Annotated in this window: 16 protein-coding genes and 1 tRNA gene; 1 reads left to right on the forward strand and 16 read right to left on the reverse strand. The window is 73.2% G+C overall.

Annotation, left to right across the window (positions count from 1 at the left end; all coding sequences use genetic code 11):
- The first annotated feature begins 145 nt into the window (after positions 1-145).
- A complete protein-coding gene (locus tag ACIRFH_RS11275) occupies positions 146-706 on the forward strand; it encodes a hypothetical protein (protein ID WP_403519182.1) in 561 nt (186 codons plus the stop codon).
- Positions 707-885: 179 nt separating this feature from the next.
- On the opposite strand, the gene ACIRFH_RS11280 is transcribed toward ACIRFH_RS11275, so the two are convergent.
- The 16 genes from ACIRFH_RS11280 to ACIRFH_RS11355 form a co-directional block, all read right to left on the reverse strand.
- A complete protein-coding gene (locus ACIRFH_RS11280) occupies positions 886-2,670 on the reverse strand; it encodes a cholesterol oxidase substrate-binding domain-containing protein (RefSeq protein WP_403519184.1) in 1,785 nt (594 codons plus the stop codon).
- Between the two features lie 311 nt (positions 2,671-2,981).
- Entirely contained in the window at positions 2,982-4,016 is a 1,035-nt protein-coding gene (locus ACIRFH_RS11285; protein WP_403519186.1) for an alpha/beta hydrolase, read from the reverse strand.
- Between the two features lie 69 nt (positions 4,017-4,085).
- Positions 4,086-5,714 carry a phosphodiester glycosidase family protein gene (locus ACIRFH_RS11290; RefSeq protein WP_403519188.1) on the reverse strand — a complete coding sequence of 543 codons (1,629 nt, stop codon included), beginning with the start codon at positions 5,712-5,714 and terminating at the stop codon, positions 4,086-4,088.
- 265 nt (positions 5,715-5,979) lie between these two features.
- Entirely contained in the window at positions 5,980-6,423 is a 444-nt protein-coding gene (locus ACIRFH_RS11295) for a hypothetical protein (RefSeq protein ID WP_403519190.1), read from the reverse strand.
- Between the two features lie 174 nt (positions 6,424-6,597).
- Positions 6,598-8,637: an elongation factor G gene (gene fusA / locus ACIRFH_RS11300; protein ID WP_403519192.1), complete on the reverse strand. Its 2,040-nt coding sequence runs from the start codon at positions 8,635-8,637 to the stop codon at positions 6,598-6,600.
- 423 nt (positions 8,638-9,060) lie between these two features.
- Positions 9,061-9,145: transfer RNA gene (locus ACIRFH_RS11305), tRNA-Leu, on the reverse strand.
- A 443-nt stretch (positions 9,146-9,588) separates the two neighbouring features.
- Positions 9,589-10,791: a sugar phosphate isomerase/epimerase family protein gene (locus ACIRFH_RS11310; protein WP_403519194.1), complete on the reverse strand. Its 1,203-nt coding sequence runs from the start codon at positions 10,789-10,791 to the stop codon at positions 9,589-9,591.
- A gap of 122 nt (positions 10,792-10,913) precedes the next feature.
- Complete coding sequence (locus tag ACIRFH_RS11315) at positions 10,914-12,311, reverse strand: nucleotide pyrophosphatase/phosphodiesterase family protein (protein ID WP_403519196.1); 1,398 nt, start codon at positions 12,309-12,311, stop codon at positions 10,914-10,916.
- Complete coding sequence (gene eboE, locus ACIRFH_RS11320) at positions 12,308-13,483, reverse strand: metabolite traffic protein EboE (RefSeq protein ID WP_403519197.1); 1,176 nt, start codon at positions 13,481-13,483, stop codon at positions 12,308-12,310. Before eboE ends, ACIRFH_RS11315 begins: the two co-directional genes overlap by 4 nt.
- Positions 13,484-13,486: 3 nt before the next feature.
- On the reverse strand, positions 13,487-14,335 hold the full coding sequence (locus ACIRFH_RS11325) for a TatD family hydrolase (RefSeq protein WP_403519199.1): 849 nt from the start codon (positions 14,333-14,335) through the stop codon (positions 13,487-13,489).
- Positions 14,335-15,090: an EboA domain-containing protein gene (locus tag ACIRFH_RS11330; protein ID WP_403519201.1), complete on the reverse strand. Its 756-nt coding sequence runs from the start codon at positions 15,088-15,090 to the stop codon at positions 14,335-14,337. The genes ACIRFH_RS11325 and ACIRFH_RS11330 overlap by 1 nt, the downstream gene beginning before the upstream one ends.
- A 13-nt stretch (positions 15,091-15,103) precedes the next feature.
- Complete coding sequence (locus ACIRFH_RS11335) at positions 15,104-16,069, reverse strand: sugar phosphate isomerase/epimerase family protein (RefSeq protein WP_403519203.1); 966 nt, start codon at positions 16,067-16,069, stop codon at positions 15,104-15,106.
- The gene (locus tag ACIRFH_RS11340) at positions 16,066-17,205 is read right to left on the reverse strand and encodes an SCO3242 family prenyltransferase (protein ID WP_403519205.1); all 1,140 of its coding nucleotides are present in this window, start codon (positions 17,203-17,205) and stop codon (positions 16,066-16,068) included. Before ACIRFH_RS11340 ends, ACIRFH_RS11335 begins: the two co-directional genes overlap by 4 nt.
- The gene (locus ACIRFH_RS11345; protein WP_403519207.1) at positions 17,202-18,473 is read right to left on the reverse strand and encodes an inositol-3-phosphate synthase; all 1,272 of its coding nucleotides are present in this window, start codon (positions 18,471-18,473) and stop codon (positions 17,202-17,204) included. The genes ACIRFH_RS11340 and ACIRFH_RS11345 overlap by 4 nt, the downstream gene beginning before the upstream one ends.
- A gap of 130 nt (positions 18,474-18,603) precedes the next feature.
- Entirely contained in the window at positions 18,604-22,326 is a 3,723-nt protein-coding gene (locus ACIRFH_RS11350; RefSeq protein WP_403519209.1) for a ThuA domain-containing protein, read from the reverse strand.
- A 263-nt stretch (positions 22,327-22,589) separates the two neighbouring features.
- Positions 22,590-23,588: a sugar phosphate isomerase/epimerase family protein gene (locus ACIRFH_RS11355; RefSeq protein WP_403519211.1), complete on the reverse strand. Its 999-nt coding sequence runs from the start codon at positions 23,586-23,588 to the stop codon at positions 22,590-22,592.
- Positions 23,589-23,603: the final 15 nt, after the last annotated feature.

The raw sequence follows: 23,603 nt of genomic DNA on the forward strand, positions 1-23,603 counted from the left end.
CGAGAGGTACGGCGTAAGAACGCCTCTCCCCGACGTGGGACTGAGCGCTCTCCCGCATCCGCGGGGAACCGGTGCCCGCCCGGTTCGGCGTCACCGGGCGAACGACGCCTGCCGCGGCACCAGCGACGTGGGAGAGTGAACAGCGATGATCTTCACGAGGGAATGGGACTGGGGCTCCCTGGAGACGCTGAGCATCCCGGCGATCGGGCTTCCGGCGTATCTCGAGCGCCTTCTCGGGCAGGACCCCGAAGAGCGGACCCGTGCCGGTCGGGTTCTGTACTGCCAGGTCGTCAACCAGGGACACCTGTACAGCGCCGCCGCCCCCTGCGTCGACGCCCTCACGGCCCGGGCCCGAACGGGTACGCCGCTGACGCCGCAGGCCGTGAGTCTTCTCGAGTGTGTTCTGAACGCCCGGAACGCCGGCGTGCGCGCCGCGGTGGAGGACGGGTCCGTCGACGTCGCCGGTTACTGCAGGAGTGAGGTACTGGCCGTGCTCCCCCGTTTGCTCCGCCACGCGGACGGTGCGGACGCCGAGTACTTCCGCGAGGTCTGCTACCTGGTTCCCCAACTGGCCGATTCCTCCGACGCGGTGGTCACCTTCCTGCGCAAGTCCGCCTCGACGTTCGACGGCGAACTGCGACAGGTGGCCGCCGACGCGTTGGAGGAGGCCGAAGAGGTGGCCGGGGGCACGTCCTGGGCTCACTGAAGCGGAAGAGTCGGGACGGTGGGGACTTCGCCGGTCTGCGGGTCGCGGTCCGTCCGTCGGGGCCGCCGGGCTCGGTGGTGGTCGGTGAGAAGGTGGGTGCCGGTGGCAGGGAAGCGGTGTGCTGATGCCGCGTTCCCTCCCACCGGTTCTCCCGGAGGGCTACGTGCCGGGCCCCGAGGTCACACCCGTACCAGCCGGTCCGTGAAGTCGTTGCCGAACACACCGTGGGGGTCGAGCCGGTCGAGGATGCCGACCGCCTCCGCCCACTGTCCGCGCCCGTACGAGGCCGGGATCACGGTGCCGATGACCTCCTGGTCGGCCCAGGCCGCGGTGTCGGTGTACCCCCAGCCCTTGGACCACTCGACACGGGCGAGCGCGTAACCGCCGTCGAAGGTGCGCAGCAGGAAGCGTTCCAGGTCGCGGTAGAAGGCGTGCGCCCCGGGGGTGGTCGGCTGGGTGAGCACGTCGACCCACACCGCGCAGTCGAACTCCGGGTGGTCGGGGTGCGGCCGGACGACGGACAGCAGCGGCGGGCGGGCGCCGGGGGCCGCCGACTCCTCGGGCCTGTCCAGTCCTCCGACGCGGATCTCGACCTGGCCGTTGACCGGATAGCTGCCGCGCAGCGCCGCCGACTTGAGCCGCTCGCTGTAGTAGGCGGCGAACTCGGAGACGACTCTTTGCACATCGGCGCGCCGGGTCAGAACGGCGTAACCGTTCGCGGTCTCGCGCAGGGTGGTGGGGCGCAGGTAGAACTGGAGCGCGTGCGCGGGACCCCACAGGTCGGTGGCGAGGGTGGCGGTCAGGCCGGTCGCCGCCACCGTGTACTGGGCGAGGCCGAGTTCGGGTGCGAGGAACCAGGCTCCCTCGCCGACGAGGCGTCCCGCGAGGCGGGCGACCGGTGTCGGCAGGACGTCGCTGAACGGGTAGTTGTACGGGTGGCTGACGGGCCGTGAGGTGAGGGGGCGCTTGGGGCTGAGGCTCCACACCTTCAGCCAGGGGCGGTCGGTGAAGGCGAACCAGATGGCCTCCACGCGACCCGCGCGATCGAGGAAGTCGGCGAACGTGTTGCCCCGGCCGGCCGCCGCGCTGCCGGGTGCCGCGAACAGTTCGTCGCTGCTGATGTCGACGCGGCTGACGCAGCGCAGCGGCACCTCCTCCCCTGCCTGGAGCACCACCTCGGTCAGCAGTCCGCGTCCGATGTGGGTGGCCAGCGCCTCGCACTCGTCGTCGGCGCCCCGGTGGAACGTGCGCACCACGTACTCGGCGCGTCCGGTGTCCCAGACGACGGCGGTGAGGGAGAGGACGAGGTTGCTGAGCGAGCCGTAGGTGTGACCGGGGCGCGCGGTCTCCCCCGCGGCCGGGACGCTGGTGCCGTGGGCGTCGATGGCCAGGGTGCCGCCGAGGGTCAGCTCCCCGGGCGCCGGGGTGTTGGTGACTCCGAGGCCGTGGTCGGCGAGGAAGGCCATCAGGGTCTCCAGGAGCACGCCGGTCTGCGCGCGGACGGCGCCGGGCGCGCCGGGGGGCGGGGTGACGAGTTCCATGCCGGTGAGGTGGCGGGTGGTGTCCAGGAGGAGGACCCGCTCGTCCGACTGGGAGGGGCCGGTGATGGTGAGCGGGGACCAGTTGTGCGCCTTGCCGCGTGCGCGCAGCCGCCAGCCCGCACGGTGGGCCCAGTTGGCCAGGTCGGCGACGTCCTGCGCGGTGCGCGGCGCGCAGGCCCATAAACCGCTGTGGGTGATCTCCCCCGACCAGTTCACGTAGGGGGTGCGGTACGCGACCAGTCCGGCGGGCAGTTCGGGCGCGTCCGGGGGAATGGCGGAGGGGGCGGCGACGGCCGGGGACGCGCCCGCCGTCCAGGCCGGGAGCGGGACGCCGACCACCGCGGCGGTGATCGCCGCCGCCCGGATCACCGCACGGCGGGAGGGGCGGGAGGCTCTGGCATCGGGAACGAGACGTTCAGACATAAACTTGAATGTACGCCGCCATGCTGACGGATCGGCGGAAGAGAAGGAAGTGCCGCCGAAACGCTTCGCTCTCGCACGGTCCGGGCGCCGTCGGGCCCACCTGCGATCGATGGCGGACCGCCGGCTCGGGCACCACGCCCGCCGGTCACGCCGACCGGGCGGGCGGGCCGCGCGGAGCCGGAAGGCACCTGCCCGGCGCGGCGTCAGTGCCTGCGTACGCGGGCGGTGACGGGAACGCTCTCGCGGCGGGCGCGGTCACGGGACGGGAGTCGGCGCGGGCCGCTGCCGGTGGCCGGCGGGAGCGCGCCTGCTCAGTGGCCGATCGCCAACGCCTCCCGCAACATCGGCAGCGACGCGTGCAGTTCACGTTCCCAGTACGCCCAGCCGTGCGTCCCCGGCCCGTAGAAGTTGGTCGTCAGGTGCCGTGCCCCCACCCTCCGCAGCTCCCCCGCCAGCGCCTGGTTCTGCCGGTTGAAGTCCGCCTCCAGGGCGCTCGTGGCGCCCGGCTGGTCCAGGGGGCCGGTCGTGCCGTCGCCGCAGGACAGGTACACCGGGATGGAGCGGAGCCGTTTCGCCAGGTGGTACGGGTCGTGGTCCTCCCAGATGCGGCGCTGCGCGACCGGGTCGCCCCAGACGCGCAGGGGGTCGTTGCCCTGGCCGGCGAAGAAGCCCATGATGCGGTCGACCGACTCGGTGTCGAGGAGCGGGTGGGCGGAGCCGGAGTACGCGGCCGCCGCCCGGAACATGCCGGGGTGGCGGGCGGCGTAGAGGAGGGCGCCCTGGCCGCCCATCGACAGGCCGGCGACGGCGCGGCGGGCGCCGGCGCCCCAGTCGTGCTCCAGGAGGTGGCGCAGTTCCACGGTGTGGAAGGTCTCCCACGCGGGGTCGCCGCCCCGGCCGTGGTTCCACCAGTCGCTGTACCACCCGTTCCAGCCGGCCTCCGGCATCACGACGAGGACGTCGCGCAGGGCGGCGGTCTCCGCGACGTCCGTCTTCGCGGTCCATGACGTGTAGTCGCCGCAGCAGCCGTGGAGCAGCCAGAGTGTCGGCCAGTGCTGCCGGTGTCCGGCGTCCGGGTTCCAGCCGTCGGGGGTGAGGAGGCGGACCTTGACCGTCCGGCCGCCCAGGGCGGTGGACCGTACCGTCAGGTCGACCTGCCGGTCCGCGACCCGGGTGACGGCGACGACCTCCGCGCCGTGCGGTGAGGAGGTGCGGGACGACGCGTCCGCCTGCTCGCCGGTGGCGGCCAGTGCCGGTGCGGTCGGTGCGAGGGTGGCCAGCAGGACGGCGAGGACGAGCAGGATGCGGGATCGGAGGGACGGGAGGACGGTCGTGGTCGCGGACATGGCGGCTCCCTGCGGTGCGGTTCGTCGCTGCGTGAACAGTGAGACCGGGCTGGGTCAGCGTCTGCTGGGTCAGTGCCTGCGGGGCAGGATCACCAGGGCGTCGCCCACCGGGCGTTCGCCTGTGGCGTCGGACGGGTCGTTGATGACCTCGCCGTCGGTCACCATCGTCGTCGAGCCGCCGCCGTCGAGGTTGACGGCGTCGCGCAGCCCGAGGGCCTTGGCGATCCGGGCGCTCTCCACGATGCTCAGGCCGAGCGCTTCGGTGCTGCGCCCGTCGGCCGTGATGAGTACGGTGCGGCCGGACGCGTCCACCCCGGCCAGGGTGCGCGGGTTGCGCTTGTGCACCCAGCCGTAGTACCAGCTCGGGTCGCCCGGGTGCACCATGCCGTCGGTGGCCGGAGTGACGTGGAGCCGGCCGTCGCGGACCAGTTCGGGACCGGCGTTGACGATGTCGGTGCGCGAGGACGGGGAGACGCGCCTGCCCCGGTCGTCCAGCAGGGTCGTCTTCGTGTGCACATGGGTGCCGGGGCGTGCCAGGGCCGTCAGTTCGGCGACGCGGCCGCCGGTCGCCTGGACCGAGCCGCCGCCCGCCGGGAGCGGGCCCCCGCGCGGTGAGCGCAGCTCGACGACTCGGCCGTGGGTGTCCAGTACGGCCTCCAGGCCCTCGCCGGACGGGGTCCGCTTCCCGTACTCGGGGGTGAAGGCGACGAGTTCGTTCGCGTTGGTGCAGGTCACGTCGTGCAGCGGGAGGGACGTCGGCTGGTCGCCTGCTGTGCCGCCGCAGTTTCTGATCAGGCCCGGTACGCGGTTGACGCCGTTCAGGGCGAGTGAGGTGCCGCGGGCCGTGATCCGTCCCTGCCAGGTGTAGCGGGCGATCTCGGTCCGTCTGCCGTCCTCGTGGAGGACCAGGCCGGGGCGTCCGCTCACCGGTTCGCTGAGCAGGCGTCCGTCGTGGACGCCCACTCCGGCGGGGTCGCCTGGTGCGCCCGCCTTCGGGTCGAGGACGAAGAAGCCGGCGTTGACCGCCGCGGTCGCGCCGGCCGCGTTCGACAGCGCGCTGGTGGTCTCGCGGTTCTCCAGGTCCGGGCCGTAGGAGGCGTCCAGGCCGCCGCGGAAGGTGCGCGGGTCGATGGTGAGCACGTCGACGTGCCAGGGGCCGCGGTCCGTGGCCTCGCCGTCCCAGCCGGTGAAGACGGCGGATCCGGTGTGTCCGGCGGCCCGCAGGCGCGTGCGTTCGGCCGTCGCGGCGGACTGGGAGGCGAACGTTCCGACGCGGACCCGCCAGCCGAGGGTGCCGCCTGTGTAGTCGGCCGTCCTCTCCGTCGTCACCTTCTCGACGCGGGCCGGGAAACCGTCGCGTGCGAGTGCGGAGGCCAGTTCGTCGGCGCTCGCCTTGTCCTTCAGGGCCGTCGGCGGTGCGTCGGGGTCCGGGGAGGTGTCTCCGCCGGGGATGGAGACCTCGACCGTCCAGTGCAGGGACGGGTCGTCGTCACCGCGCACGATGCGGGTGAGGGTGACGCCCGGTTGCAGGGTCGTGGTGGTGCGGGTCTCGGTCAGGTCGGAGGGGCCGAGCGGGAGGGCGTGACCGCCCGGCCGTTGGACCGGGGACGCCTGGGCCGGGGACGCCTGGGCCGGCAGCGCTCCGCACGTGACGAGGACGCCGAGGACGGCGCCCGCGGCACACAGTCTCTTCTTCATCTGCACCGCCTGGAAGCATGGGTATCGGGTTGTGACCGCGAATCGTCGGCGCGTGGCCCGGTGGGCGCGCCTTCGGTGGTTCGTGGACCGGATACGACCATGCGTGACTGCTCCTGTCTCTGGCCTACGTGCACATGGACAGTTGCCCAACGTCCCTTGACGTTCCTTGCACAAGTAGCGGCTTCTTCCGGCCCACCGTCAAGATGGGGAACCGGGGCGACAACGGCTCCTGGTCTCCCGCCCGTCGACTGCCGCCCGCCGACCGTCAGGCGTAGGGGCCGGGGATCGCCTCGTTCGCCGACGGGACCGTGCGGTCCACCCGCAGCAGGGTGCCGCCCACCCTCCCGCCCTCGACGGTCAGCAGGTCGGGGACGTGGGACTCGTGAAAACGCAGGTGTCCCATGAGTCCCGGAGTCGTCGTACGGGCGCCGAGCCACCGGACCATCCTGCGCAGGTCGTCGAACTCGTCGGGATGCGTCTCCTGGCGCACGGTCAGCGCCCAGCCTCCGTCGCGTGCGACCAGTTCACCGATCAGGACGCCTCCGATCCGCCATGCCGGGCCTCGGGCCGCCCAGAGGGGGTGCTCGTAGGCGTCGCCGTCCGCCCGGCCTCCTTCCTCACCCAGGTGCCAGCGGAGCAGGTCCAGATCGGGAGCGGGGAGGGAGTCGGGCAGGTCGAGGGCGAGGTGGACTTCGTAGACGTCGGCCATGGGCAGAGGTTACGCAGCGTGCGGGAGGGGTGAGCGGGCGGCCGGGGCCCGGGAGTCCCGGGCCCCGGCCGCGCTTCGCGCCGGCCTGCTCGGACCGTCAGCCGTAGCGGGACGGCAGGGCTCAAGCCCTCCGTCCGGTCCCCTCCCGCTCCGGAGAAGGGACCGGGCGGCGCGCTACGGCACCGGTGTCACGGCCGGTGCCGGTGCGTAGCCGGTGGGCCGGGCGGTGAAGGTGCCGCGGCCCTGGGTGCGGCTGCGCAGCCGGGTCGCGTAGCCGAACAGTTCGGCCAGCGGCACGGTGGCCGTGACGACCGCCGCACCGGCCCGCGTGTCCGAACCGGTGACCCGGCCGCGACGGGCGGCCAGGTCACCGAGGACGCCGCCGACCGCGTCCTCGGGCACGGTGACCGTCACCTCCACGACCGGCTCCAGCAGGACCATCACCGAGGCCCGCAGGGCGTCGCGCAGGCCCAGCCGGCCGGCGGTGCGGAAGGCCGTGTCCGAGGAGTCCTTCACATGGGTCCGGCCGTCGGTGAGGGTGACCCGCAGACCGGTCACCGGGTGCCCGCCGAGGGGTCCCTCGGCCAGGGCGTCCCGGCAGCCGGCCTCGACGGCCCGGACGTACTCCTGCGGCACGCGCCCGCCGACGACCGCCGAGCGGAACACGAAGCCGCCCTCGTCCCACGGCTCGACGTCCAGCACGACGTGCGCGAACTGGCCCGCGCCGCCGTCCTGTCTGACGTGCCGGAAGACGAATCCGGACACTCCTTCGCCGACCGTCTCCCGGTACGCCACGCCCGGGCGGCCCACGGCGACCTCGATGCCGTGCTCGCGCCGGACGCGCTCCACCGCGACCTCCAGGTGCAGTTCGCCCATGCCGGACAGCACGGTCTGCCCGGTCTCCGGGTCGGTCCGCACGGCCAGCGAGGGGTCCTCCTCGGTGAGCCGGGCGAGCGCGGCGGCCAGCCGGTCGGTGTCGGCGGACCGGCGGGCCTCGACGGCCACGTGCACGACCGGTTCGGCCACGCCCGGGGGTTCCAGGACGAGCGGGGCGCCCGGCGCGCACAGGGTGGAGCCGGCGCGGGCGGACTTCAGGCCGATCACGGCGACGATGTCCCCGGCGACCGCCCGCTCCAGCGGGTCGTGCCGGTCGGCCCGCACGCGCAGGATGCGGCCGATGCGCTCGGTGCGGCGCGTGCCCGCGTCCCACACGGTGTCTCCCTTCTCGATCGTGCCCGAGTACAGCCTCAGATACGTCAGCCGTCCCGTCGGGGTCGCGTTGACCTTGAACGCCAGGGCGGCCAGCGGTGCGGCCGGGTCGGCGGCCCGTTCCTGTTCCGTGCCGTCGTGCGTGCCGCGCACCGGGGGTACGTCCTCGGGGGACGGCAGGTAGGCCACCACGGCGTCCAGCAGCGGCTCGATGCCGCGGTTGCGGTAGGCCGAGCCGCACAGCACGACCACGGCGTCACCGGCGCGGGTCAGATCGCGCAGCGCCGCGGCGAGGGTGCCGGCGGTCAGCGTCTCCCGGTCGCAGAACTCCTCCAGCGCGGCCGGATGGCGTTCGGCGACCGCCTCCTCCAGTGCCCGTCGCCTGCGCGCCGTCTCCTCGCGCAGGGCGTCCGGCACCGGCCTCTCCTCGGCCGCGTCGGCGCCGTCGGCCCACACCAGGGCGCGCATGCGCAGCAGGTCGACGACGCCGGTGAAGCCGTCCTCCGTTCCGATGGGCAGCTGCACGGCGAGCGGTGCCGGGTGGAGCCGTTCGCGGAGGGAGGCGACGGCCGTGTCGAGGTCGGCGCCGGCCCGGTCCATCTTGTTGACGAACGCGATCCGGGGCACGCCGTGCCGGTCGGCCTGCCGCCACACGGACTCGCTCTGCGGTTCGACGCCGGCGACGGCGTCGAACACGGCGATCGCGCCGTCCAGCACGCGCAGGGACCGCTCGACCTCGTCGGCGAAGTCGACGTGGCCCGGGGTGTCGATCAGGTTGATCCGGTGACCGTCCCAGGAGCAGCTGACGGCGGCGGCGAAGATGGTGATGCCGCGGTCGCGCTCCTGGGGGTCGAAGTCGGTGACGGTCGTGCCGTCGTGGACCTCGCCGCGCTTGTACGTCGTGCCGGTGGCGTAGAGGATCCGCTCGGTGACGGTGGTCTTGCCCGCGTCGACGTGGGCGAGGATGCCGAGGTTGCGGACGGTGGCGAGGGAGGTGCTGCGCATGGCCCTGTGGCCTTTCGGATGGATGGTCCGGAAACGGGCAGCGCGATTCCCCGGACGCGCGCCGGACGCGCGCCGCTCCCGCCGACCGCCCTCACAGGAGGTCGTCGGGATGCGGCTGAGCGTGGTTCAGACGGACGTCGCGGGCATCCGGTACCGGCCGCGCAGCGGGCACCGGAGGGGCCGGGATACCAGGATCACCGTGTACCGGGAACGGGGAGCGACGACGGCGGTGCGGTCACGCACGGCGGTCTCCCCTCACTGGTCACGGACACCCACGGTGGGCGCCCGGCTGCTTTCGCTCGGTGAGTGTAGGCAGCGGGAGGAGGGCGGAGCCACGGATTTTCCGTACTGTCGTGCGGCGTGGCCGGGACATGCGAGAAGGACCCCGGCCACGGGCCAGGGTCCTCACATCGCTTCCGCGAGTGTCCGAGGGGGGACTTGAACCCCCACGCCCGATAAAGGGCACTAGCACCTCAAGCTAGCGCGTCTGCCATTCCGCCACCCGGACAAGGTGTCTGTCGCTGTGCGGGGTGTTCCCCGCGGCGACATGGACAACCATACCAAGGTTTCGGAGCGCCTTTCACCTGCGTTTTCCCTCCCCAGGACGGTGCTGCGGGCCGTGCGGCCACGAGGGACCGACGGGTCGCACCACGGGTGACCGGCCGGTTACGCGGAGCCCGTGCCGGGGTGCCGACGCCGGCTCCGCTCGGGGAGCGCCGGAACACCGGCGCCCACGGCAGCGGAAGGTGGTCCGGGAAGTCGCCGGGCAGCCTCTCCCCCTCCGGGCCCTGTGCCAGCGCGCGCACCAAAATCTCGCCGGCGGCGAAGGACGCGCGGCCGGTCCAGGGCGCCCGCACCGGGGCGCGGGGCGGCTCGCCTCCGTCCTCTCGCCGTACGGCGGCCCTTCCCGGAAGGTGACCGGGAAGGGCCGCCGTGCCGTGCCGCGGGTGCCTAGCAGCGCTTGCGCAGGGCCGCGAGGTTGTCATAGCTGATCTTGGCCTCGCGCAGCGACTGCGCGGGGTCGGTGGCGCTCGGGGAGTTGTCGTCCTCGATCATCGGGTTGTGGTAGTTGCGCTGTCCGACGCGTGAGAAGAACGTCGTGTAGTCGATGACGCCGGTTCCGAAGGGCACCATCTCGTAGCCCATGCCGTTGGTGGTGCTGACCACGCCGTCCTTGGCGTGGAACAGGGGGTAGCGCTTGTTGTTGCGTTCCACCAGCCCGGCCGGGTCGAAGACCTGCCTGCGGGTGGAGCCGTCGTGCGCCGTGTAGGTGTGGAACTTGTACTGGGCGACGTGCGCCCAGAAGATGTCCATCTCCAGCCAGACGAGCTTGGGGTCGGTGACCTTGAGGAAGTACTCCAGCTTCCGGATGCCGGAGCTGCGGGTCGGGCGGCCCTGGGCGTCCAGCGGGCCACCGTCGAGCAGGAAGCCGTAGGCGGCGTCGTGGTTGTGGGTGTAGAGCTTGATGCCCTCGCGGCGGGCGATGGCACCGAGGGCGTTCCACTTGTCGGCGGCGACGTCCCAGTCGGCGCGGTAGGAGCTGCCGGTGGGGTCGCCGCCGGTGCCCATGTGGTCCATGCCGAGGATGTTGGCGATCTCCAGGTGCTTCTTGAAGGTGTCCAGGTCCGCCGTGGTCAGCGGCCAGGACGGCGGGATGAAGCCGTGGTTGCCCTGGGCGCGCAGGCCGTGCTCGTCGAGCCAGGAGCGCAGCAGCTTGGCGCCCGCGACGGATTCCAGGTCGGCGCCGCCGGGCGCGTTGACGTGCTGGCGGTAGCCGGCGAACTCCACCTGGCGGTAGCCGTGACGGGCGAGCTGCTTGAAGACCTCGCGGAAGCCGGAGGGCAGGCCGGTGGCGAGGGGGTCGCGGCCGGTGGCGTCGCGCACGGTGTAGAGGATGATGCCGCGCTTGTCCGCCGGGACGAGGACGTCCCCGCCGCGGTCGTGGCCGTGGCCGTGGCCGTGGTCCTCGTTCCGGCCGCCGGCCAGGGCCGGGCCGGCGCCGAAGACGGGGGCCGCGACGGCGCCGGCCGCGACGGCGGTGCAGGTGGTGAGGAAGCGGCGGCGGCCGACGCCGAGGGTGCGGCGCAGGGCCTCGCCGGGGTTGTCGGCAACGGAGGACGGGTCGGTGCGGGACGGGTCGGGGAACAGGGTCACGGGTGCCTGCCTTCTGGGTCGTGGCCTGCGCCGATGTGGCGGGGCGGGCCGTTGTCAGTGCCGTGTGTTTCACTCTGGGTAGCTGGATCCCGGGGTCGTACGCCGTGGTGCGCGGCCGTGCGTCACCCGAGTCCGGCGAGCCGGAGCAGGAGTTGCTTGACGTCGGTGGCCGCGACGCGGTCGCCGACTGCGCGGGGGGTGGAGCAGATGAGGAGCGGACCTTCGTCGTCGCTCGCTGGGAGGCGGCCGTGGCTGCCGCGAACAGGTGAGGCGTCCAGGGGCACGACCGCCATGCGGTAGCGCATGCCGAGCTTCTTGCGGGCCACGGCGGCGGCGGCCTTGACCTTGACGTAGGGGTCGAGGGGGTCCATGAACAGCTCGACCGGGTCGTAGCCGGGTTTGCGGTGGATCTCGACGAGCTGCGCGAAGTCGGGCGCGCGGTCGTCGTCGAGCCAGTAGTAGTACGTGAACCAGGCGTCCGGCTCCGCGACGGCGACGAGTTCGCCGGCGCGGGGGTGGTCGAGGTGGTGGGCCTTCTTGCCCTCGTCGTCGAGGAGCTGCTCGATGCCGGGCAGGCCGTCGAGGGCGGCGCGGGTCGCGTCGAGGTCCTCGGGGCGGCGGACGTACACGTGGGCGATCTGGTGGTCGGCGACCGCGAAGGCGCGGGAGGCCATCGGGTCGAGGTACTCCATGCCGTCCTGGGTGTGGACCTCGAGCAGTCCGGCGCGGCGCAGGGCGCGGTTGATGTCCACGGGCCGGTTCACGCGGGTGATGCCGTACTCGGACAGCGCGACGACGGTGCGGCCCTCGGCGCGGGCGTCGTCGAGGAGCGGGGCCAGCGCCGCGTCCAGGTCCGTGGCGGCCCGCAGGGAGCGCGGGTCGTCGGGGCCGAAGCGCTGCAGGTCGTAGTCGAGGTGAGGGAGGTAGCAGAGCGTGAGGTCGGGGTGGCGGGTGGCCATGACGTGCCGGGTGGCGTCGATGATCCACTGGCTGGAGACCAGGTCGGCACCGGGGCCCCAGAAGTGGAAGAGGGGGAAGGTGCCGAGTTTCTCGGTGAGTTCGTCGTGCAGGGCCGGGGGCCGGGTGTAGCAGTCGGGTTCCTTGCGGCCGTCGGCGTAGTAGACGGGGCGGGGGGTGACGGTGATGTCGGTGTCGGCGCCCATGGCGTACCACCAGCAGATGTTGGCGACCGTGTAGCCGGGGTGGGCACGGCGGGCGGCGTCCCAGAGTTTGTCGCCGGCGACGAGGCCGTTGTGCTGGCGCCACAGCAGGACGTCGCCGAGTTCGCGGAAGTACCAGCCGTTGCCGACGATGCCGTGCTCGGAGGGGTGGGCGCCGGTGAGGAAGGTGGACTGGGCGGCGCAGGTGACGGCGGGCAGGACGGTACCGAGCGGCGCGCGGGAGCCGGACTGGCCGAGCTTCTTGAGGTGGGGCATGTGGTCGAGGAGACGGGGGGTGAGGCCGACGACGTCCAGGACGAGGAGCGGGGTCGGTCCGTCGGAGGGGGTGGGTGCGGTCATGGCAGTTCCTTCAGGCCGAGATCGGTCAGCAGGTCGCGGGCGAGGGTGAGCTCGGCGGCGATGCCGTCGGTGAGCTGGGACCGGGCGCGGGGCCGCAGCTCGGGCGGGAGGGCCTGCCAGGTGTAGGTCTCGACCTCCAGGTGCCGGGTGAGCGGGTGCGGGCCGCCGACGAGCCGGGTCAGCGCGGCCTTGAGCACGGGGAGTGTGGAGGTGAGGGGCGCGGCGGGGTCCGCGTGCAGCGGGACGTGGAAGTGGGCGCGCCAGGGCGCGGTGTCGGGCAGCGGGCCGTCGGCGGCCAGGGCCTCGTCGAGGTCGTCGGTGCCGTGCAGGGCGCCGTTCGCGGTGGTGGTGCGGGTCTGGTGCAGGAAGCGGGGCTCGGCGAAGGCGGCGAGTGCCTCGCGGACCTCGGGTGACGAGGGGTGTTCGGCGTGCAGGGCGGCGGAGAGCTGGGACTTGACGACGGGGACGCGGGCCTCGGCCAGGGCGTCCAGGGCGGTGTGCGGGTCCTCGAAGGAGGTGGCGAGGTGACAGGTGTCGACGCAGACGCCGATGCGGTCGTGGCCGATCGCGGTGAGCGGCGCGAGGGCGTCGCCGGTGGTCTCCACCACGCAGCCGGGTTCGGGTTCGAGGCCGATGCGGATGGAGCGGCCGGTCAGTTCCTCGAGGGCGTCGAGGCGTTCGGCGAGGGTGACCAGGGCGCCGCGGGCCTTGTCGGCGCGGGTGTCGTCGTAGGCGGTGCGCCAGGCCAGCGGCAGGGTGGAGATGGTGCCCTCGATGACGTCGTCGGGCAGCAGGCCGGCGAGGACGCGGGCGAGGGAGGTGGTGTGGTCGAGGCGCTCGGGGTCGGCCCAGTCGGGCTTGTAGACCCGGTACTTGACCTCTTCGGCGCCGAAGCCCTCGTAGGGGAAGCCGTTGAGGGTGACGACCTCCAGGCCGCGCCGGTCGAGTTCGCCGCGCAGGCCGCGCAGGGCCGCGGGGTCGGTGACCAGGGCGTGGGCGGCGTCGCGGGCGAGCCACAGGCCGATGCCGAGGCGGTCGCGGCCGAGGCGCTTGCGGACGGGCTCACAGTGGTCGCGGAGCTGGGCGAGGACGCCGTCGAGGGTCTCGGCGGGGTGGACGTTGGTGCAGTAGGCGAGGTGGACGGTGGATCCGTCGGGGTGCCGGAAGCGCATCGCTCACTCCCCGCCGCGCAGGATGGAGTTGCCCTCGTGCGTGGCGTCGGACGAGGTCACGTCGAGGCTCAGGCGTCCGCTGAGCCCGTAGAAGGCGACGGGGTTGCGCCACAGCACGCGGTCCACGTCGTCCTCGGTGAAGCCCTCGGCGAGCATCAGGTCGCCGACCTTGCGGGTCTTGAGCGGGTCGCTCTTCCCCCAGTCGGCGGCGGAGTTCACCAGGACCCGTTCCGGGCCGTACTCCCGCAGGAGGGCGACCATGCGGGCCTCGTCCATCTTGGTGTCCGGATAGACGGAGAAGCCGAGCCAGGCGCCGCTGTCCTTGGCCTCCTTCACGGTGGTCTCGTTGAGGTGGTCGACCAGGACCCGGTCCGTGGGCAGGGCCGACTCGCGGACCACGTCCAGGGTGCGGCGCAGGCCGGCGAGCTTGTCGCGGTGCGGGGTGTGCACGAGGGCGGGCAGGCCGTGGTCGGCGGCGAGCTGGAGCTGCGCGGCCAGGGCCTTGTCCTCGGCGGGGGTCATCGAGTCGTAGCCGATCTCGCCGACGGCCACGACGCGGTCCTTGACGAGATAGCGGGGCAGTTCGTCCAGGACGGGCAGGCAGCGCGGGTCGTTGGCCTCCTTGGGGTTGAGGGCGATCGTGCAGTGGTGGGCGATGCCGTACTGGGCGGCGCGGAAGGGCTCCCAGCCGAGGAGGGCGTCGAAGTAGTCGCGGAAGGAGTCGGGAGAGGTACGGGGCTGGCCGAGCCAGAAGGAGGGCTCGACGACGGCGCGGACGCCCGCGGCGTGCATGGCCTCGTAGTCGTCGGTGGTGCGGGAGGTCATGTGGATGTGGGGGTCGAAGATGCGCATCAGGACTCCTTGCCGTGGGGGTCGACCGTGCCGTGCGGGGAGCTCGGGGCCTCGGTCAGGGCCAGGACGCGGTGCAGGTCGTCGGGGACGGGACGCCCCGCCGCGGTGCGTTCGGCGGCGTAGTCGGCGAGCATGCGGGCGAGTTCGCCGTCCCCGCCGGACCGCCGGCCCAGGTCGGCGACCTGGTCGACGGGGACGCCGGTGAACAGGCACTTCAGCACGGCGTGCCGCCACTGGTGGGCGTCCAGGTGCCGGGCGGCGTACGGGCCGAGGGCGGCGGCGACCAGCCGGGTGTCGTTGGTGCGCAGGGCGTCCTCGACGAGCGGGAGGGCGTCGGGGCCGGGCACGAGGTGGGGCAGCGCCCGCAGGACGGCGCGGCGTTCGTCGGCGGTGCCCTGCCGGTACACCCGGGACAGGGCGTCCGTGTCGGCGCGGGCCGCGTGCAGGATGAGGACGCGGGCGGCGTCGGCGTGGGCGGGGCCGCAGCGGCGGCCGGCCTCGGCGAGGCGCAGCTCCCACACGGTGATGGGGCCGTGACCGCCGGGGTGGGCGGCGGCCTCGTCCAGGGCCTGGTCGAGCCAGGCGCGGGCGGCTCCGTCGAGCCGGGCGGTGAGCACGGCGCGCAGGTCGGCCGGCGGGATGTGGGCGGGGGTGGTGTCCTGGGCGGCCTGCCCGGCGGGTGTGCCGTCCGGGTCCGGGGTGGCGTGGACGGCGGGGGTGCCGTCCGTGTCCTGGGCGGTGTGGGATCTGGTCATGAGGTGGCTCCCTTCAGAGGGCGGCGGACGGCTCGTCCCGGTGGCTCGTGGCGGTGGACGCCGCTGCCGCCGCCCGGCGGAGGAACGGGAGGGAGTGTTCGGCGAAGTGGGGGCCCGCGTGCGAGTGGCGGGGCAGTTCGACGACGGTCAGGCCCTGGTAGCCGGTGGCGGCGAGGGCCGCGAGGACGGGCGGGAAGTCGATCTCGCCGTCTCCGAAGGGGAGGTGTTCGTGGACGCCGCGGCGCATGTCCTCGATCTGCACGTGCCGCAGCCAGGGAGCGGCTTCGCGCACGCAGTCGGCGGGCGGGAGGGGCTCCAGGCACTGGCAGTGGCCGATGTCCAGGGTGAGGCCGAGGTGCCCGGGGTCGCCGAGGGTGCGGCGCAGGACGTGGAAGTCGGCGAGGGTGGCCAGGAGGTGGCCCGGTTCGGGCTCGACCGCCAGGGGGACGCCGGCGTCGGAGGCGGCGTCCAGGACCGGGGTGAGGGACTCGGCCAGCCGCTTCCAGGCCGTGTCCTCGTCCGTGCCGGGCGGGGTGATGCCGCTGAAGCAGTGCACGGCGTGTGCCCCGAGGTCGGCGGCGACGCGGACGGCCCGCACGAGGAGGTCGGTGCGGCGGGCGCGGTCCTCCGGGTCCGGGTCGAGGAGGGACGGGCCGTGCTTGCGGCGCGGGTCGAGCACATAGCGGGCGCCCGTCTCCACCGTGACGCCGAGCCCGAGCGCGTCCAGACGGTGCGCGACCCGGCGGGTGCGGGCGGCGAGGCCGGGGGCGAGCGGGTCGAGGTGCATGTGGTCGAGGGTCAGGCCGACGCCGTCGTAGCCGAGGTCGGCGAGGAGGGCGAGGGCGTCGTCGAGGCGGAGGTCGGTCAGGCCGTTGGTGCCGTAGCCGAAGCGGTGGGTGGGCGCGGAGGCGCCGTCCCGGTGGTGCCGCGGGTCCGGGGCCGCCTGTCCGTGCGGCCCCTGAGGGAGGTGCGGGCTCATGTGATGCTCACCTTCCTCATGGCGGTCCTCCTCGCGAACAGCCGGCCGGCCGGGGCGAGGGCCGCGACCAGGAGGGACGTGGGGAGCGCGCCGGCGCGGGCGACGAGGGCCGCCTGGAGCGGGATCGTGGCCCGGATGCCGCCGCCGACGGCGCGTTGGGTGAGCGGGGGCGAGGGGTTGAGCACGGCGTGGAAGTAGGGGCGGGCCGCCGTCGCGGCGTAGGCGGCGCCCAGGGCGGTGGTGAGGGCGGCGGCGGCCCGAGCCGGGCGCGCGGCCGGGGCCGCGAGGGCCTTGACGGCCCCGAGGGTCCTGGATGCGCCGTGAGCCGGGGCCGACTGCCCCGGCGGGCTGGAGCCCGGCAGGCCGGGGGCGGCTGCTGCCCGCCGGCCTGCCGGGAGTCGGGTGCGGTGGTGGGTGACCAGCCGCGTCAGCGCCCCCGTCGTGGCGAGGGCCGCCAGCGGGGCCAGGACCGAACCGCCGGTGGTCTCCCGGCGGGAGACGGCCGTGACCGCGAGGGTGTGCGTGCCGAGCAGCGCGGCGGAGGGCAGCGCGGCGCGGGTGCCGCCGCCCGTGGCGGCGGCGCCGAGGAGCAGGTCCAGTCCGCGGGCGGCGGCCATGGCCGCGGGACCGGCGGGCGTGTGCTTCAGGGCGAGGTCGTAGGCCCAGACGGTTACCGCCAGGGGCGCTGCCACCGCGAGGGCGGGCCGTCCCGCGCCGGCGGCGAGCGCCAGTCCGGCGCCGGTGAGGGCACCGGCGGCGGCGAGGGCGGCGGCCGGGCGGATGCGGCCGGACGGGATCGGGCGGTGCGGGCGCTCCCCGGCGTCCTCGGCGCGGTCCGCCCAGTCGTTCAGGGCCATGCCGGCCTCGTACAGGCACAGGGAGGATCCGATGGCGAGCAGGGTGCGGGGTCCGGGGCGCGCGCCGACCGCGGCGGCGCCGGCCAGGGCGTCGCCGGGGACGGTGAACAGCGCGGGCAGGCGCAGCAGTTCGGCCCAGGCGCCCGCGGGGCCGGAGCGGGGGCCGGGCGCCGTGCCCCCGGAGGCGTCCGGGGCGGTGGCCGCCGTGGCGGGGCCGGCGGCCGCCGTCGGTCCGGCGGGCGTGGACGCACCCCGCGCCGTGGTGACCGCGCGGTTCATCGCCGCGCCCCTCGGTCGTCGGCGCCGTCACCCGGCCGCTCGCCCTCCGGCGACCGCTCGCGGTCCCCCGACCCCACGCCGGCTCCCGGCTCCGCGTCGGTCCCCGGCCCCACGCCCGCTCCCGGCTCCGCGTCGTCCCGCAGTCGCGCGGCGAAGCGCCTCAGCTCCGCGTACTGCTCGGCCAGGGACGACGGTCCGTCCCCCACCGGGTCCTTGAAGTAGAAGCCCAGTTCGCCCAGCGGGCCGGTCAGGCCCTTCTCCCGGGCGCGGACGGCCAGGCGGGCCAGGTCGAGGACGAGCGGGGCGGCGAGCGCCGAGTCGCAGCCCTGCCAGATGGTCTGCAGGATCATGCGGGAGCCGAGGAAGCCGTCGAAGGCGATGTGGTCCCAGGCCGTCTTCCAGTCGCCGAGCGCGGGGACGTCGTCGATGTGGACCTCGCCCTCGGGTGCGGCACCGAGGGTGTCGACGAGGACGCGTTCCTTGCCGGCGTTCTTGGCGGCGGCGGCCGCGGGGTCGGCGAGGGCGGCGCCGTCGCCGCCGCCCAGCAGGTTGGTGCCGGACCAGGCGCGCACGGCGAGGGCGCGCTGCGTGAACATCGGGCCGAGCACGGAGCGCAGCAGGGTCTGCCCGGTCTTGCCGTCGCGGCCCGCGTACGGCACGCCCGAGGACGCGGCGAGCGGGGCCAGCGCCGGATGGTGCAGCCCCGTGGACGGGGTGAAGTTGACGTAGGGGCAGCCGGCGCGCAGGGCGGCGGCCGCGTAGAGGGAGCTGGGCGGCAGGGAGCCGTCGGTGGGGGCGGGCTCGGTGGAGGCGACGTTCACCACGACGGCGCCCGCGAGGTCGTGGCGGCGCACGAAGTCGCGGATGTCGGCCGCGAACACGTCGATCCACGCCTCGTCGCCCCGGTCCGGGTCGCCGAGGTGGGGGCCGCCGGGCCTGATCTCCCGGTCGGCGGCGGTGAGTTCGGCGTGCACGGCGGAGGGCAGGCCGTGCGGCAGGACGCCGCCGGCGGCGAGGTGTTCGGCGCGTTTGGGCAGCGGGCAGTCGACGGTGTCGTGGCCTCCGAAGACGAGGGACGACAGCGCCGGCAGACCGCAGGAGGTGAAGTCGGGGGTCTCGGTGACCATGCCGGCCGGCGGGTGGAGCCCGGCGGTGACGGCGGCGCAGCCCGCGATCGCGGTGGTGGCGACGGATCCGCGCGCCCCGATGAACCAGACGCCGAAGCGCGGGGCCGGGGACGGGGCGGGCAGGGACGGTTCGGCGGACATGGGCAGCCTCCTTGTCGTACGCGAACCGGGTGGGTGTGCCGGAGGGGGACGAGCGGGGTACCGGGCGTGCGGCCCGGTGGGGCGGCGGGCGGAGGTCCGGCGTCCTCCGCCCGCCGCCGTTCCGGTGGCCCTAGGAGGGCAGTTCCTTGAGCTGGATGTTGCGGAAGGAGACCTGGTCGTCGGCGCCGTGGTTCTGCAGGCCGATGTAGCCGTCGGTCAGGCTCCGTTCGGGGTCCTTGTTGGTGAAGTCGTTGATCTTGACTCCGTTGAGGAACACCTGGAGGCGTTCGCCCTGGACCTTGATCTCGTAGGAGTTCCACTGGCCGGGCGGTCGCAGGACCTGGTCACGGGCCTTGATGTTCGCCGACTTGAACGAGTAGACGGAGCCCGTGGTGCGGTCGGGCGCGTCCGTGGCGTCGATCTGGATCTCGTAGCCCTTGTTCACCGCGGACCAGGGGTCGTCGGAGGCCGGGAAGCCCACGAAGACTCCGGAGTTGTCGTCGCCCTGCATCTTCCAGTCGAGCGTGAGGGAGTACGACTTCAGCTCCTTGGCCTGGTACCAGAGCAGGCCCATGCCGCCCTCGGTCTCCAGGGTGCCGTCCTTGACGTTGAACTTGCCGGGGCCGGCCTGCTTCCAGCCGTCCAAGGTCTGGCCGTTGAAGATCTTCCGGTAGCCCTTGGCCGGCTTGCAGTCGGCCTTGACCTGGCCGGTGGCGTACTGGAGGCCGCCGAGCAGGTGGGCGCGGAACGTCTCGTCGGCGTAGGACTCCTTGGTGTGGCCGAGGCCGGTGTAGAAGGAGCGGCCGCCCTCGTAGGGCTGGCACCAGGCGATCGGGTGGTCGCCCTTCATGGTGCCGCCCTGGTAGGTGGTCTCGTCGAGGGTGGCGAGGACCTTGGCCTGCTCGCGCGGGTTGGTGCGGTAGTTGTACAGCTCGTCGGTGTGCTCCCAGGTGTCGCCCAGGTGCGCGGTGGCCGGGTGGTCGTGGTCCTCGACGCGGACGGTGGCCTTCTGGATGGCCGGGTGCGACTGGAAGTAGGCGCCGACGAGGCCGCCGTAGAACTTCCAGTCGTACTCGGTGTCGGCCGCGGCGTGGATGCCCATGTAGCCGCCGCCGTTCGCGACGTAGTTCTCGAACGCCTTCTGCTGGTCGGCGTTGAGGACGTCACCGGTGGTGGACAGGAAGGCGACCGCGTCGTACTTGGCGAGGTTGGCGGTGGTGAACTGCTTGGCCTCCTCGGTCGCGTCGACCGTGATGCCGGCCGGGGCGCCGAGCTCCTTCAGGGCGGTGATGCCGGCCGGGATGGAGTCGTGCCGGAAGCCCGCGGTCCTGGAGAAGACCAGGACCTTCTTGCCCTGTTTGAAGGGCTCCTTGGAGAACTCGAAGTCGTCCACGTCGTAGAGGGCGCCGGCGCCGCCCCGGAAGACCAGGTAGATCTCCGTGGTGCGGCCGGGCAGGGCCCGCAGCGGCACGTCGACGTTCTGGAACGTCTCCCAGCCGCCGGTGGGCGGGATGTACGCCGAGCCGTGCAGCGGGCCGTCGGGGGAGCCGGTGCGCAGCTCGATGAAGCCGCCGGAGCCGCCGGAGGAGGCCCGCACGGTCATCTTCTTCTGCCCGTCGAACTTGTAGGGGCTGAAGGAGATCCAGTCGCCGTCGTGGATGTCGCCGACGGTCTTGCCGCCGTGGGCGGTGGTCTTGCCGAAGGTGTTCACGCCCGACTGGGCGGTGAAGTGCTCGGCCTGGCGGTGCAGCGGCTGGATCACGGTGCGGGCGGTGCCGGTCAGGGCCTCCTGGCCGTTCGCCCCGCCGTCGGTGTAACTGGCGCCGACGACGCCGTAGATGTTGGCGTTGGGGTCGTGTCCGCCGTCCCCGTTGGGCGGTGTGAGGGTGCCCTCGCAGCCCATCTCGCTGGTCATCTCGTGGGCGTGGGAGTCGTGGCCGAGGCTGTAGGTGACCTTGACCTTGGAGCAGTCGACGGTCTCCTCGGGGTCGGTGACGGTGACCTTGAAGGGGACGGGCTCGCCGAAGGCGGCCAGGCTGCCGTTGCCCGGCACCTCGATCTTCACCTTGGGCTCGGTGTTGCCGACGACGATGCGGACGCTGGCGTGGCCGGTGTTGCCCTCGGGGTCCTTCGCGGTGAAGGTCGCGGAGTAGGTGCCGGTCTTCTTGTACCGGTGGGTCGGGGTGAGCCCCTCGCCCTTGGTGCCGTCGCCGAAGTCCCAGCTGTAGGTGAGGTCCGGGGAGTCGGCGTCCTTGGCGGAGCCGGTGAAGGCGACCTTCAGGCCGGCGGCGCCGGAGGTCTTGTCCGCGCTCACCTCGGCGATCGGGGAGAAGCCGTCCTCGGCGTTCTCGATCCGGTACAGCGCGGAGTCCTTGTCGCCCTGGAACCAGGACAGGCCGTAGTCGAGGACGTAGAGCGCTCCGTCGGGGCCGAACTCCATGTCCATGATCTGGGTGCCGGTCCACGGGAAGGGGTTGATCTTCGCGACCGATCCATCGGCGTTCTGCTCGATCCGCTTGATCCAGCGGCGGCCGAACTCGCCCGCGAAGAAGTCGCCGTCGTACGCCTCGGGGAACTTCACCGAGGATTCGAGGTTCGGGTCGTAGCGGTAGACCGGGCCGCCCATCGGGGACTCGGAGCCGCTGCCGAACTCGGGTACGGAGCCGCCGTCGTAGGGGATCCAGGCGGGCTGGGCGGGCGGCAGGTCGACGAGACCCGTGTTGTGGCGCGAGGTGTTCTTCGGGGCGGCGCAGTCGAACTTCGCACCGGAGGTCTTGGTGGCGAAGTCGTAGTCCGTGTAGGCGTCGTTGGCGCCGGTGCAGAACGGCCAGCCGAAGTTGGCGGCCTTGGTGACCTTGGCGAACTCGACCTGTCCTCCCGGTCCCCGCTTCGGGTCGGCGGCGCCGGCGTCGGGGCCGTAGTCACCGACGTAGACCGTGCCGGTCTTCTTGTCGACGCTGATGCGGAACGGGTTGCGGAAGCCCATCGCGTAGATCTCGGGGCGGGTCTTCGCGGTGCCCGGGGGGAAGAGGTTGCCCTCGGGGATGGTGTACGAGCCGTCCTCGGCGACCTTGATGCGCAGGATCTTGCCGCGCAGGTCGTTGGTGTTGCCGGCGCTGCGGCGGGCGTCGAAGGCCGGGTTGCGGTCCGGGCGTTCGTCGATCGGCGTGTAGCCGTCGGAGGCGAAGGGGTTGGTGTCGTCTCCGGTGGACAGGTAGAGGTTGCCCTGGGCGTCGAAGGCGATGTCGCCGCCGACGTGGCAGCAGGTGCCGCGGGACGCGGCGACGTCCAGGACCTTCTTCTCGCTGGCCGTGTTCAGCGTGCCGTTGGGGTTGAGGACGAAGCGGGAGAGGCGGTTGACGCCGTCGAACTTCTTGAAGTCCTCGGCGGTGCCGGTCTCCGGGGCGTCGCCCGCGGGGGTGTCGAGCGGCGGGGCGTAGTAGAGGTAGATCGCCCGGTTGTTCTTGAAGTCCGGGTCGACGCCGACGCCCTGCAGACCCTCCTCGTCGTGGTTGTAGACGGGGATCCTGCCGGCGATCCTGGTGACGCCGCCCTGGTCGGTGAGGCGGAGCGTGCCGTCGCGGGAGGTGTGCAGGACGCTGCGGTCCGGGAGGACGGCGAGCGACATCGGCTCGCCCATCTCGGGCTCGCCCTTGGCGAGCGGTACCTGCTGGAACTGCCCCTCGGCGGCCGCGGGGGCCGCCGGTCCGTCGAGTGCCGAGCCGCCGGGCCGGGCGCCGGCGACGGTCGCCGGGGTGGCCACCGCCAGGGCGAGGCCGGTGATCAGGGCGAGGGCGGTGCGGAGTCCGGGCCGTCTCGTCGTGTCGGTGCCTCTGAGTCTGCTTCTGTGCACGAAGTCCCTCCGGGAACGGAATGGGCCGTACGGAACGGGTGCGAAGACATGCGGTGCGGACGCCGGGGTGCGCCGTCACCCCGGAGGCGTGTGTGTCCTGAACACATCAGGGACGGTAGCCGCCTTCGTCCTGTGCGAATACCCCTTGGCACGCGGGGAGTTGAACTTTTACCCGGCACAGGACAAAGCGGGGGCCGGGCAGGCCGGACCGGGGACCGGCGGATGTTCCGGTCCCCGTTCCGGCCTGCTGCCGGACGCGTGGATCAGCTGTTGAACGCGGCGTCGAAGGACGCGCTGGGCGGCTCGAAGTCGAACGCCTTGAGCCGGGTGAGGGCCTCGGGGGCGCCCTGGAGCCGGTCCATGCCGGCGTCCTCCCACTCGACGGAGACCGGGCCCCGGTAGTCGATGGAGCGCAGCATGCGGAAGACGTCCTCCCAGGGGACGTCGCCGTGCCCGGCCGACACGAAGTCCCAGCCGCGCCGCGGGTCGCCCCACGGCAGGTGGGAGCCGAGGCGGCCGTTGCGTCCGTCGAGGCGCCTGCGGGCCTCCTTGCAGTCGACGTGGTAGATCCGGTCCCGGAAGTCCCACAGGAAGCCGACCGGGTCCAGGTCCTGCCACACGAAGTGCGAGGGGTCGAAGTTGAGGCCGAAGGCGGGCCGGTGGTCCACCGCCTCCAGGGCGCGCTGGGTGGTCCAGTAGTCGTAGGCGATCTCGCTGGGGTGGACCTCGTGCGCGAACCGCACGCCCTCGGCGTCGAAGACGTCGAGGATGGGGTTCCAGCGGTCCGCGAAGTCCTGGTAGCCGCGCTCGATCATCGACTCGGGCGCGGGCGGGAACATGGCGACCAGGTGCCAGATGGCGGACCCGGTGAAGCCGATGACGGTGTCGACGCCGAGGCGGGCGGCGGCCCGCGCGGTGTCCTTGATCTCGGCGGCGGCCCGCTGCCGGACGCCCTCCGCGTCGCCGTCGCCCCAGATCCGGGCGGGCAGGATGGCCTGGTGACGCTCGTCGATGATGGCGTCGCAGACGGCCTGCCCGACGAGGTGGTTGGAGATCGCCCAGCACTTCAGGCCGTACTTGTCGAGCAACTGGTGGCGGGAGTCCACGTAGGACGGGTCCGCGAGAGCCTTGTCGACCTCGAAGTGGTCGCCCCAGCAGGCGAGTTCGAGGCCGTCGTAGCCGAAGTCGCGGGCGAGCCGGCAGACCTCCTCCAGGGGCAGGTCGGCCCACTGCCCGGTGAACAGTGTGAAGTTGCGCGGCATGCGTTCTCTGGCCTC

Origin of the sequence: Streptomyces sp. NPDC093586, assembly GCF_044764905.1 — a bacterium.
Lineage (GTDB): Bacteria > Actinomycetota > Actinomycetes > Streptomycetales > Streptomycetaceae > Streptomyces.

Coding starts and splice junctions, on each gene's coding strand:
- ACIRFH_RS11275 (WP_403519182.1), top strand. CDS start 146: ATGATCTTCACGAGGGAATGGGACTGGGGCTCCCTGGAGACGCTGAGC.
- ACIRFH_RS11280 (WP_403519184.1), bottom strand. CDS start 2,670: ATGTCTGAACGTCTCGTTCCCGATGCCAGAGCCTCCCGCCCCTCCCGC.
- ACIRFH_RS11285 (WP_403519186.1), bottom strand. CDS start 4,016: ATGTCCGCGACCACGACCGTCCTCCCGTCCCTCCGATCCCGCATCCTG.
- ACIRFH_RS11290 (WP_403519188.1), bottom strand. CDS start 5,714: ATGAAGAAGAGACTGTGTGCCGCGGGCGCCGTCCTCGGCGTCCTCGTC.
- ACIRFH_RS11295 (WP_403519190.1), bottom strand. CDS start 6,423: ATGGCCGACGTCTACGAAGTCCACCTCGCCCTCGACCTGCCCGACTCC.
- fusA (WP_403519192.1), bottom strand. CDS start 8,637: ATGCGCAGCACCTCCCTCGCCACCGTCCGCAACCTCGGCATCCTCGCC.
- ACIRFH_RS11315 (WP_403519196.1), bottom strand. CDS start 12,311: ATGACCGCACCCACCCCCTCCGACGGACCGACCCCGCTCCTCGTCCTG.
- eboE (WP_403519197.1), bottom strand. CDS start 13,483: ATGCGCTTCCGGCACCCCGACGGATCCACCGTCCACCTCGCCTACTGC.
- ACIRFH_RS11325 (WP_403519199.1), bottom strand. CDS start 14,335: ATGCGCATCTTCGACCCCCACATCCACATGACCTCCCGCACCACCGAC.
- ACIRFH_RS11330 (WP_403519201.1), bottom strand. CDS start 15,090: ATGACCAGATCCCACACCGCCCAGGACACGGACGGCACCCCCGCCGTC.
- ACIRFH_RS11335 (WP_403519203.1), bottom strand. CDS start 16,069: ATGAGCCCGCACCTCCCTCAGGGGCCGCACGGACAGGCGGCCCCGGAC.
- ACIRFH_RS11340 (WP_403519205.1), bottom strand. CDS start 17,205: ATGAACCGCGCGGTCACCACGGCGCGGGGTGCGTCCACGCCCGCCGGA.
- ACIRFH_RS11345 (WP_403519207.1), bottom strand. CDS start 18,473: ATGTCCGCCGAACCGTCCCTGCCCGCCCCGTCCCCGGCCCCGCGCTTC.
- ACIRFH_RS11355 (WP_403519211.1), bottom strand. CDS start 23,588: ATGCCGCGCAACTTCACACTGTTCACCGGGCAGTGGGCCGACCTGCCC.